This window comes from Pedobacter fastidiosus, assembly GCF_014306625.1.
GTDB classification, from domain to species: Bacteria; Bacteroidota; Bacteroidia; order Sphingobacteriales; family Sphingobacteriaceae; genus Pedobacter; species Pedobacter fastidiosus.
This window is the reverse complement of sequence record NZ_JACRYL010000008.1, coordinates 248,496-258,207: the sequence shown is the minus strand read 5'-3', so window position 1 is coordinate 258,207 and position 9,712 is coordinate 248,496. Positions and strand designations below refer to the sequence as shown.

General features: G+C 41.4%; 11 protein-coding genes. 1 reads left to right on the top strand and 10 read right to left on the bottom strand.

What is annotated here, in order from left to right:
* Window positions 1-429: 429 nt before the first annotated feature.
* The 5 genes from H7U22_RS11165 to H7U22_RS11145 form a co-directional block, all read right to left on the bottom strand.
* A complete protein-coding gene (locus tag H7U22_RS11165) occupies window positions 430-885 on the bottom strand; it encodes a hypothetical protein (RefSeq protein ID WP_187071439.1) in 456 nt (151 codons plus the stop codon).
* 326 nt (window positions 886-1,211) lie between these two features.
* Window positions 1,212-2,327 carry an Acg family FMN-binding oxidoreductase gene (locus tag H7U22_RS11160; RefSeq protein ID WP_187071438.1) on the bottom strand — a complete coding sequence of 372 codons (1,116 nt, stop codon included), beginning with the start codon at window positions 2,325-2,327 and terminating at the stop codon, window positions 1,212-1,214.
* 33 nt (window positions 2,328-2,360) lie between these two features.
* On the bottom strand, window positions 2,361-3,386 hold the full coding sequence (locus tag H7U22_RS11155; RefSeq protein WP_187071437.1) for a class I fructose-bisphosphate aldolase: 1,026 nt from the start codon (window positions 3,384-3,386) through the stop codon (window positions 2,361-2,363).
* Window positions 3,383-5,767, bottom strand: coding sequence for a phosphoketolase family protein (locus H7U22_RS11150; RefSeq protein ID WP_187071436.1), 2,385 nt, complete (start codon window positions 5,765-5,767; stop codon window positions 3,383-3,385). Before H7U22_RS11150 ends, H7U22_RS11155 begins: the two co-directional genes overlap by 4 nt.
* Before the next feature lie 44 nt (window positions 5,768-5,811).
* Window positions 5,812-6,480: an HAD family hydrolase gene (locus H7U22_RS11145; RefSeq protein WP_187071435.1), complete on the bottom strand. Its 669-nt coding sequence runs from the start codon at window positions 6,478-6,480 to the stop codon at window positions 5,812-5,814.
* A gap of 259 nt (window positions 6,481-6,739) precedes the next feature.
* Between H7U22_RS11145 and H7U22_RS11140 the strand changes: the two genes are divergently transcribed.
* On the top strand, window positions 6,740-7,411 hold the full coding sequence (locus H7U22_RS11140; RefSeq protein ID WP_187071434.1) for a BON domain-containing protein: 672 nt from the start codon (window positions 6,740-6,742) through the stop codon (window positions 7,409-7,411).
* 135 nt (window positions 7,412-7,546) lie between these two features.
* Here H7U22_RS11140 and H7U22_RS11135 read toward each other — a convergent pair whose 3' ends face one another.
* The 5 genes from H7U22_RS11135 to H7U22_RS23065 form a co-directional block, all read right to left on the bottom strand.
* Window positions 7,547-7,927, bottom strand: coding sequence for a hypothetical protein (locus H7U22_RS11135; RefSeq protein ID WP_187071433.1), 381 nt, complete (start codon window positions 7,925-7,927; stop codon window positions 7,547-7,549).
* 73 nt (window positions 7,928-8,000) lie between these two features.
* Window positions 8,001-8,297: a hypothetical protein gene (locus tag H7U22_RS11130; RefSeq protein ID WP_187071432.1), complete on the bottom strand. Its 297-nt coding sequence runs from the start codon at window positions 8,295-8,297 to the stop codon at window positions 8,001-8,003.
* Window positions 8,298-8,415: 118 nt separating this feature from the next.
* Window positions 8,416-8,814 carry a cupin domain-containing protein gene (locus H7U22_RS11125; protein ID WP_187071431.1) on the bottom strand — a complete coding sequence of 133 codons (399 nt, stop codon included), beginning with the start codon at window positions 8,812-8,814 and terminating at the stop codon, window positions 8,416-8,418.
* A gap of 69 nt (window positions 8,815-8,883) precedes the next feature.
* Window positions 8,884-9,069 (bottom strand): SHOCT domain-containing protein, encoded by a 186-nt coding sequence (locus H7U22_RS11120; protein ID WP_248284726.1) that lies wholly within the window; start codon window positions 9,067-9,069, stop codon window positions 8,884-8,886.
* A gap of 134 nt (window positions 9,070-9,203) precedes the next feature.
* Window positions 9,204-9,368 carry a hypothetical protein gene (locus H7U22_RS23065; protein WP_248284723.1) on the bottom strand — a complete coding sequence of 55 codons (165 nt, stop codon included), beginning with the start codon at window positions 9,366-9,368 and terminating at the stop codon, window positions 9,204-9,206.
* Window positions 9,369-9,712: the final 344 nt, after the last annotated feature.

Below are 9,712 nucleotides of genomic sequence, written 5' to 3'. Positions count from 1 at the left end.
ACCTTATCAAATTAACTCGGCTAAGGGGAACTTTTTAGATTGGCGAAGAGGGGTCAATTTGAAGCGGTTTATCCAAAAGGGAGTCATTATTTTAAAATTTGATTTTCGATATTTTTAAGTTCTTTGATAATAATTTTTCTTGAGTGGATAAGCGACATAGCATTGACCCCACCTTGCTTAAAGAAATTAAAGGCTGACGTAGATGGTATATAGGGTGCCCGGTTCTTAATACAAGTCTGAAATACCTCTGTGCAGGTCAGCCCGCTAGTTGAGCATAGCTGAACCTTTTAGATGATATTCGCTTAGCTATTAAAAAAATAGTGTACGATTTCATTAAACCGTATAGATAAGCTAACCCTGCCAATAAGGACTCCAGTTAGAGCGAAGAGAGTAATTCCATTGAAATAAGCATGGGCTTTTTTGATTTTGTTAAACTGGTTTTCTATACTGTACTCTGACTGTTGGCAATAAGGCAACAAATAGTATAGCGATGGCAAGCAACATGTAAAAGGTATGCAGCCAGCTTACAGCTTGTAAAAATACCATTTCAAGCTGTATCCAAGTTATCAGTATAAATGATATATAAACACTAAAAGTCCAGGGCCAGAGCATATCATGATAGCAGTTCAGTTTTTCGGCAAATGCAGATGCCGGTTTTCTGATCAGAGCAAATATTAACATGCAAGGCATGATCCCAAGGAGTATGAACAAAATCAATCCGGGTATTAAAAAGTCCGTGAAGGGCGAGCTTTCAAGAAGAAATAATGGCATTCCTAATAAATCGCCACTCGGTGAAATGATCAATGCACCACCACCGAAAAGTGCTCCTAAACCGAGAAAGCCCAATAACATTATCAAGTAATTTTGTCCTCTTGTTGTTTTCATTTTTTTGAGGGTTCATAAAGGTTGAAGTAATAATTAGTACCGTATCAAAAATCTACCTGCGTCTTCATGAAGCCAGGTCAGGATAATCCTTTACATAGCTCTTACTGGAAAATTTCGAATTTTTTCTTGTCTGAATTGCAGGAGTTTGCTAAATTTTCACATCATTTCAAAATTTAGTGGGAGGTTGCTAGACAATTTTGAAACAGTTTAATAAATAAAATCAAGACCATGTTCTAACTCTTATAAAGTTATATACTGCTCTTTCACTATAGAAATTTGATAATTGATATTAAAATCGGCAGCTAATTCTTACGTCGAGTCAACTTTTAGCTCCTGACAAACATATCTAATGGTCGCCTTAATGAAACCGGATCAGGATAGTTTTTTACATAACCCGTCCGGAGAATGAACTGTATTTGATCCTTTATTCCTACAGAAGTGTTCAGGCTTTGCTTTATGGACGGCTCTTCGAGTATCTGTGTCATCGGATGAATGCCTATATTCTTATCTCTTACTTTTAAAAAAAGTCGTTGCATCATCTTTCCAGTTTCAATTAACGCTCCAACTGAATCCACTTTGCTTGTAATCAAAAACCAGCCTGCAGATGAGGCGACCTGCTTTTCTACCTGAGCTATACCTTTATCCCTAAAACTTTTTGACATCACATTTTTCTGATCGTAAAAATTCCTCACCACCCAGCCAGGAACGCCTTCAATTTCCATGCTTCCGGTAGTCAGCCCATCAAGCTTTTTTTTTGCCTCTGCCGAGGAAAAGCGGATCCAGTTCGCAAGTTCCCTTTGGGCAGTATTCCGGTAAGACTGGATTTTATTCGCTTCAATCGTCTGTTCATTGATGTATTCATATTGTCTTGATAAACCCGGGATAAAATGGATTAAATCCTTATCCTCGCTAATTAAATACCTCAAGTCTTCTATCTTTAATGGATCTGATAGCAAATTCGATCGCACTGTTCTACGCTGTTTTATACATTCTACATCAAAGCTAAAGCGATTGTCCGATTCAAAGAGTTTTACCTCCATCACCTCCTCCTGTTGGTTGGTTGATGCCATAAGTTTAAAATGGGTCCTATATCCCAAGCTATCTGCGGCATACTCCAGGTTCTGCAGGAAAGTGCCTATTGATAAGATTGTTTCCCGTTGGGTAGGATCAACAGCTGGCAGCCACCTTCTTTTATCATTGCAGATGATCCATTGGTATGGAGCAACGCATTTAATAAACCACGGCTGTGTATTGTGACCGCTTGGAGCGAGGGAAGCAAGGGATAAAATCTTTATCTCATCAGCTTTCAGGCCAGTTTTTTTGTTTTGCTCAAGAGCGGAATCCGATCTTTCAAAGTTATGCTTATCACTTAGCAGATAGACTGAGGTCCCGGCAATAACTACAGTTGCTGCAGTGCCCGCTAAAAATTTTCTTCTATTCATTATTTATCTTACACTATAGAATTTAAATGCTTTTTAATCTCTTCTCTCCATCTCATCATTATAAAGCCCCATGTTTGCTGCCCTGTTGCATTTTGCACGATGATAGATATCCTGTTGTGCACTGACTTTATTCGAGTCATCTCCCTCCCAGATGGCGAGGGCTGTCTGTTGGAGTGCCCTTCCAAAAGAAAATGTAAGTTTCCAGGGTAATTTTGATTCTGAGATTTGATTCATAGCGTTTAATCTTGCGGAAGCCTCTTGAGGATCTTGTCCACCCGATAGAAATGTAATGCCAGGAACCGAGGCTGGAACACAATCCATTAAACATTTTACGGTATCCTCCGCTATTTTTTTAATCGTACTCTTTTCTCCCGAATTCTCCCCTGGCAGGATCATATTTGGTTTCAGAATCATAGCCTCAAGGGCTATATTATGTAGATAAAGTTGATCGAATACCGTAGTTAGGACCTCTCTGGTAACCTTGTAACATGTTTTGGAAGAATGACTGCCGGGCATCATCACTTCGGGTTCTACAATGGGAACCAGGCCGCATTCCTGGCAGAGTGCTGCATACCTGGCGAGTGCATTTGCGTTTGAAATGATACAGTTTCTTGAAGGAATCTCCTGACCAATAGACATTGCCGCTCTCCATTTGGCAAATCTGGCACCCATTCTGGCGTATTCTTTCAACCGATACCTCAATCCATCTAGTCCTTCAGTTATCATTTCTCCTGGAAATCCGGCCAAATCCTCCATGCCGATATCAACCTTAATTCCCGGAATGATTCCTGCATCTTCAATGATCGTGATAAAAGGAATTCCCTTTTCGTCTCTTTGACGGATGGTTTCATGATATAAAATGACTCCACTGATGCTTTCATTAAGGCCACTGGTCTTGATGATCAGTTCCCTGTAGATCCTTCGGTTTTCTTCCGTTTGAGGAATGCCTGCGTCTGCAAAACGTTTATTGCAGGTGGAAATGCTCTCATCCATGGCAAAAAGCCCCTTATGGTCAGCAAGCAGTGCCACAGTGGTTTCTGAAAGTTTTTTTACATTCATGACTTAATGTTCCATTTCCATTCCAGTATTTCGGGCATGTCTTTTCCATATCGATTTACATAGTGTTTATGTTCAATGAGCTTATCTTTTAACTGCTGTTTTAAATAAGCTCCCTTACTTCCCAAATCGGGTACACGGTCAATCACATCGATAACCAGGTGGAAGCGATCAATTTCGTTCTGAACCCTGAGGTCAAAAGGCGTTGTAATGGTTCCTTCTTCCTTGTATCCCCGTACATGCAGATTGCGGTTGGCCCTGCGGTAGCTGATGCGGTGCACCAACCAAGGGTAGCCGTGAAAGTTAAATATGATGTGTTTATCTCTGGTAAATATGGAATCGTAATCCACTTCACTCAAGCCATGCGGATGCTCGGAACTCGACTGCATTTTCATCAGGTCGACTACATTAACAACCCTGATTTTAAGCTCCGGGAGATGTTCCCTCAATATAGAAACTGCGGCCAGGAGTTCCAAAGTAACCGTATCTCCGCAACTCGCCATAATTACATCGGGTTCTGAGCCTTGATCATTGCTTGCCCATTGCCATATGCCGATGCCCTCGGTGCAATGTATTTCTGCCTCCTGCATGTTCAGCCATTGGGGCAATGCATGTTTTCCGGCCACAACAACATTTACATAATGTTTGGTGCGAAGACAATGATCGAATACGGAAAGCAGGCAGTTTGCATCAGGTGGTAAGTAAACCCTAACAACATCTGCTTTTTTACTAATCACATGATCCAAAAAACCCGGATCCTGGTGGGTAAATCCATTATGGTCTTGTTGCCAAACATGAGAAGCTAAAAGATAATTCAGCGATGCAATATTTCGTCTCCATGGAAGTTCTCTGGTAACTTTCAGCCATTTGGCATGCTGGCTAAACATGGAATCTACAATGCGGATAAAAGCTTCATAACTATTAAAAACTCCATGTCTACCCGTAAGCAGGTAACCTTCCAGCCAACCCTCGCACTGGTGTTCGCTGAGTTGGGCATCCAGTATTCGCCCGGAGGGTGAAAGGAACTCATCATTCTCCTGCGTTTCTGCATCCCATTGACGGTTGCTGACCTGAAAAACTGCTCCCAAAAGATTGGATAATGTTTCATCCGGACCAAAAACTCGAAAATTGGTTGTATTAAGCCTGATGACTTCGCTCAGGAATTTTGCCAATACCATTGTATCCTGTCCCTGAACTGATCCGGGTGATGGTACATCGACTGCGAAGTTTCGGAAATCAGGCATGCTGAGGTCTTCGAGCAATAAGCCGCCATTGGTGTGGGGATTGGAACCCATGCGGCTGTTGCCTTCAGGAGCAAGATCTGCCAGTTCCGGGATTAACTTTCCTGCTTCATTAAAAAGTTCTTCCGGTCTGTAGCTTTGCATCCAATTTTCTAATAACGCCACATTCTGCGGATGTTTTTCATCTACTAAAATCGGAACCTGATGCGAGCGAAAGGTGCCCTCATTCTGCAGCCCGTCTACAACTTTTGGACCTGTCCAGCCTTTTGGTGAACGTAGCACGATCATAGGCCAGCGTGGCCTGGTGTTATCAGATTTTGTTCTGGCATTTTGCTGAAACTGCTGTATCTCTATTATTGCTTTTTCTGTAGCAAGTGCCATTTGTATGTGCATTTTCTCAGGATCATCTCCTTCAACAAAATAGGGTGTCCATCCGCATCCCTTAAAAAATTGCTCAAGTTCCTCATGTGATATTCGGGCGAGCAGGGTAGGATTGCTGATCTTATACCCGTTCAGGTGAAGTATTGGCAATACCGCTCCGTCAGTAATTGGGTTTAGAAATTTGTTCGAATGCCATGCTGTGGCCAGAGGGCCGGTTTCAGCCTCTCCATCACCCACAACACAGGCTACAATAAGATCAGGATTATCGAATACAGCTCCAAAGGCATGGCTGAGTGAATAACCCAGTTCGCCACCTTCGTGGATAGAACCCGGTGTGCTCGGTGCCACATGACTGGAAATTCCCCCCGGAAAGGAAAACTGGGTAAATAGTTTTTTCATCCCTTCCTCATCCTGGCTGATGTTCGGATAAACTTCGCTGTAACTACCCTCCAGATAAGTGTTGGCAACCAGCGCTGGGCCTCCGTGCCCCGGCCCTGAAATATAAAACATATTCAGATCGAACTTTTTAATTACCCTGTTAAGGTGAACATATATAAAATTCTGACCGGGAGTAGTTCCCCAATGGCCGACAACAATAGGTTTTACATGCGATAATAAAAGTTTTTTTCTGAGCATCGGGTTGTCGTAGAGATAAATCTGCCCGACTGAGAGGTAGTTGGCAGCCCTCCAGTAGGCATCCATCTTGTTTAAAAGTTCGGATGGGATCTGCTTAAGGACAGTATCTAATAATAATTCTTCCATTTTATTTATGTGTTTTACAGCGCAGCATATTCTTGCCAGGCCTTTTATGTGATTAATGTAACTTCTTCGGTAAGCAAGCCGCAGTCGGAAGAAAAGGGTTCCAGCCCGAATCCAATGAGCTCAACTAGCGTGTCCCTATAATTATGATGCAAAATGCTCCTGATGCCGATCTGCTCTGCATTTTGGATGAAGATAGGCTGGTTTTCTATATACAGGATTTCTGAAGCCGTGCCTTGAACAATATCCATCGCCATTTGGAAAATATCCATATCCGGTTTGCGCAGATGTACGAAAGAAGAGGAAATAAAGGAATCGACAATATCGTCCAGGCTGAATTTGCGTATGCGGTATTCATTGAGCTCGCGACCTTCGTTACTGACTGCTGCAATTTTTAAGCTATATTTTTCTTTTAGGGTCTTGAAGAGGGTCAGCATTTCAGGAAAGGGTTTCGATGCTGAGTACATTACCTTTCTGAAATCATCTATATTGAAATTCCTTTTTTCATAGAACACAACACTCTTCAGATAGTTGTCCAGGGAAATCTTGCCAAGTTCATAGGTCTCGAAGTTGATCCGGTGCCTCTCTTCCATTTCCTGATGGTCAATGTCGAATTTCTGCGCAGCGCTCTTGCGTGCATTTCTATCCCAGCCATCGCTCAACAGTACGCCACCAATATCCAGAAACAGGGTTGTAATTCGTTGTCTAGTTTCCATTTATTAATTATCTAAGTCTTCGGTGCATTCTTAAGGTAAAGATGACTATTACAGGGACTTAAGAAGTTGCACAAAAGCAATTGAATATTGTAGAATTCACACTTTTGATGAAGCTCTGATTTCTATTTCTAATAATACTTTTATCTGACTGATGTCCATATGTGAATTGTACAAAGATTTCATTAAAACGTATAACATCCTGAAGTGCCAATTGGGCAACCTTTGAAGCGTGAAATAATTCACTCTAAAATCATCAAAGATGAAAAGCAACGAAAGTTTACAGAAAGACGTTCAAGAGGCCATTAAATGGGAACCACTTTTGAATGCAGCAGAAATAGGCGTAACAGTTAAGGACGGTGTAGTGACCCTGACCGGAACCGTAGATAGTTATGTTAAAAAAACAGAAGCAGAGGATGCAGCCAAAAAAGTTAGTGGTGTAGCTGCTGTCGTGGAGAATATTGAAGTTAAATTCGGCGACTGGGGTGCAAAAGAGGATGGTGATATTGCACGGGAGGTATTAAATGCACTGAAATGGAGCTGGCAGGTACCAAACGACAAAGTAGAGGTAAAAGTGGAAAAAGGCTGGGTAACGCTTGAGGGCGAACTAAGTTGGAATTATCAAAAAGACGCTGCGAAAACAGCTATCAAAAATCTTTTAGGTGTTAAGGGCGTGATCAACAGCATTAAAATCGCTTCAGAGGTTAAAGATGCTGTAGAAAAAGGCGATATCGAAAGAGCGATAGCGCGTAACTGGTCTATCAATGATCAGGATATCCATGTTAATGTTTCGGGAAACCGCGTAACCCTGAGCGGCGAGGTAAGTTCACTGTTCCAAAAAGACGAGGCTCAGCGCATTGCATGGAATGCACCGGGCGTTTGGTATGTAGATAATGAAATTTCCGTTCAGTATGATTATTTAATGACGGATTAAAATATAAGGGGAGTTTTGGCTCCCCTTATATTTTTGGTGCAAGCTGGTGATTTTCCTATTTGCAGGTTTGAAAGCTTCTGTCGAAAATATCAAATGATGCCGATGAGCCTCTGGTGTTTTTGAACCTCAGTTCATTTATTCAACAAAATATTCAGCTACAAAAGCATGTTGCTGATTTTCGCTCATTTTATCTGTAGGTTTGATCTCTACCCTAATTTTTGAAAAAAGATAATTATCCTTGAAGGTATTGTATAATTCAGTCTTGGCTTCAGTTGGGCCGAACAATAGCACTTCGTCATATTTCCTGATAATATTTGCCAATACTTTGTAGTAATCGGCCTGTTCGCCCTCTTCCTTCGTATGCATGGTAAGCTCACCCCGTTTAAGTGCTTCTTCTTTAGCGATGTGGGTAAATGCGCATTCAATTGTTCTGGTTAAGATAGGATTACCCGGATAGTCTATGAGATTGGCTACGGAATGATCCATCCATATCCCTATTTTTGCTTTTTTTATCATTTTTTATATTTTGAACAGGCGAAGCCCAAAAGGCTGGCCCGTGGTAAATGTTTTCCTTAGGTGGTGGGAATTATCAGTTGAGACTGAGCTTGAGGAAATCGGTAAGCTGCTTTTCAAGTACATCACTATTGTTTGCCGGAGTGTTATTGTTTCCGGAAACTGTGATCTCATCTTCGGAAACTGTAATGAAAAAAGCTACCCCGTCAATGATTTCCGGAAAGGAAACATCGATTATGTCATAGACATGCGCAAAATCGACCGTGACTGCGGCATCCAGTTTTTCATTCAGGTAATCTGCAAAATCCGTTTTCAGGATTCCAAAAAGATCCTCAGCGGTAAATGTTGTTATGTTTTTTATTTTCGTAATCATTGGATATTCGCTTTAAGCTTTTGTTTTTGTATTGATGTCTGTGATTCCCAAACGAGGGAATTTAGCTTCTGATCCTTATCTAGAAGGAGGGATGGGATCAGGATCCTAACCCTAAATTTTATTCTGTGGTCATGCCGTCAAATCCCTCGCCTATTTCTTCTGCCTCTTTTTTTGTTGCCCTGATAATCGCGTCCTTGTGATTAGGCGGGCCATAAATGGTGTACAAGCTTAGATCAATTTCTGCGTCAGTGTTGATGATATTGTGCTTAGCTCCCGCGGGTACCACAATGGCATCCCCAGCTTTTATATAATATTCGTTGCCATCTATAAAGCATTTTCCATGGCCACCCTCAAATCGGAAGAACTGGTCATTTGACAGGTGAACCTCTTCGCCGATATCCGTCCCCGGGGCCAGGTTCATGAGCACAACCTGAAGGTGCCTGCCTGTGTAGATTACTTTCCTAAAATTTTTATTTTCGAGGGTTTCGCTCTCTATGCTGCTTTTGAATCCTTTCATTTTATCCTGATTTTAAATTTAGAAAAATGACCCTTTAAGGCCATTCTTTGGTTTTGTAGATTAAAAAGTTTATGTAGACATAAGGACATCTTTTCTTTCCTTAAATTCTTCCTTGCTGATTTCTCCCGATGCAAATCTTCGGTTCAGGATATCCAGAGGTGTTTCTTTTCTGTGTCGCTGTCCCGGTATCTGGTAGGGCAGGGCGAATATCCAAAAGAGTACCACTAACCATATACACCACCAGATGAAATCCATTCCCCAATAGTTGTTTTCATAAAACATCATAATTTTCTTGATTTGCGACCGGACATCCGGTCATAACAAATCTGGCGGTTTTTCAATGGCTGAGGGTTATGGAATTCTGTTGATTCCTTATATCTTTCACACATTCAGGGTTTGTTCTTTGGGGCATCCTTTAAGTTGGTGATGATTTCGCGAATCTCGGCTTTTTCCCTTGATATATCCTGACGGATAAGCCCGAACAGGCTCATGTAAGTATTGGCGATCCAGACCAGGGCAAAACCCGCAATAATATAGCCTTTCCAATTCTCCATTAACAGGTGAAAATCTGTGAGGCATATAAAAATAATGGTAATATAATGGCTGAAACAGTACTCGCATGTAAATAGGTAAAAGAATTTCCTAACCAGAATACTTTTACCGTTCAAGCTTCTTTTTATGCAATATTCCCTAGGCTCCCGAAAAACCTCCTCATGTGTGACCGTCCAGGCCACACAGGCAATTGGGATCGATAATAAGAAAAGCCATGTAATTTGTTGTGGAATTGACATCAGTTGATTGATTAATGATTTTTAAATATTGTGGGAAGCGATATAAAAACAGATAAGGCATCTAGAGCAATCTGCACCCGATGCCTTATTAACGATTTAGCTCATGC

What these genes read in the sequence shown, in the direction of transcription:
- H7U22_RS11160 (WP_187071438.1), bottom strand. Translation starts at nt 2,327, where the DNA reads ATGAATAGAAGAAAATTTTTAGCGGGCACTGCAGCAACTGTAGTTATT.
- H7U22_RS11135 (WP_187071433.1), bottom strand. Translation starts at nt 7,927, where the DNA reads ATGATAAAAAAAGCAAAAATAGGGATATGGATGGATCATTCCGTAGCC.
- H7U22_RS11140 (WP_187071434.1), top strand. Translation starts at nt 6,740, where the DNA reads ATGAAAAGCAACGAAAGTTTACAGAAAGACGTTCAAGAGGCCATTAAA.
- H7U22_RS11150 (WP_187071436.1), bottom strand. Translation starts at nt 5,767, where the DNA reads ATGGAAGAATTATTATTAGATACTGTCCTTAAGCAGATCCCATCCGAA.
- H7U22_RS11145 (WP_187071435.1), bottom strand. Translation starts at nt 6,480, where the DNA reads ATGGAAACTAGACAACGAATTACAACCCTGTTTCTGGATATTGGTGGC.
- H7U22_RS11155 (WP_187071437.1), bottom strand. Translation starts at nt 3,386, where the DNA reads ATGAATGTAAAAAAACTTTCAGAAACCACTGTGGCACTGCTTGCTGAC.
- H7U22_RS11125 (WP_187071431.1), bottom strand. Translation starts at nt 8,814, where the DNA reads ATGAAAGGATTCAAAAGCAGCATAGAGAGCGAAACCCTCGAAAATAAA.
- H7U22_RS11165 (WP_187071439.1), bottom strand. Translation starts at nt 885, where the DNA reads ATGAAAACAACAAGAGGACAAAATTACTTGATAATGTTATTGGGCTTT.
- H7U22_RS11130 (WP_187071432.1), bottom strand. Translation starts at nt 8,297, where the DNA reads ATGATTACGAAAATAAAAAACATAACAACATTTACCGCTGAGGATCTT.
- H7U22_RS11120 (WP_248284726.1), bottom strand. Translation starts at nt 9,069, where the DNA reads ATGGATTTCATCTGGTGGTGTATATGGTTAGTGGTACTCTTTTGGATA.
- H7U22_RS23065 (WP_248284723.1), bottom strand. Translation starts at nt 9,368, where the DNA reads ATGGAGAATTGGAAAGGCTATATTATTGCGGGTTTTGCCCTGGTCTGG.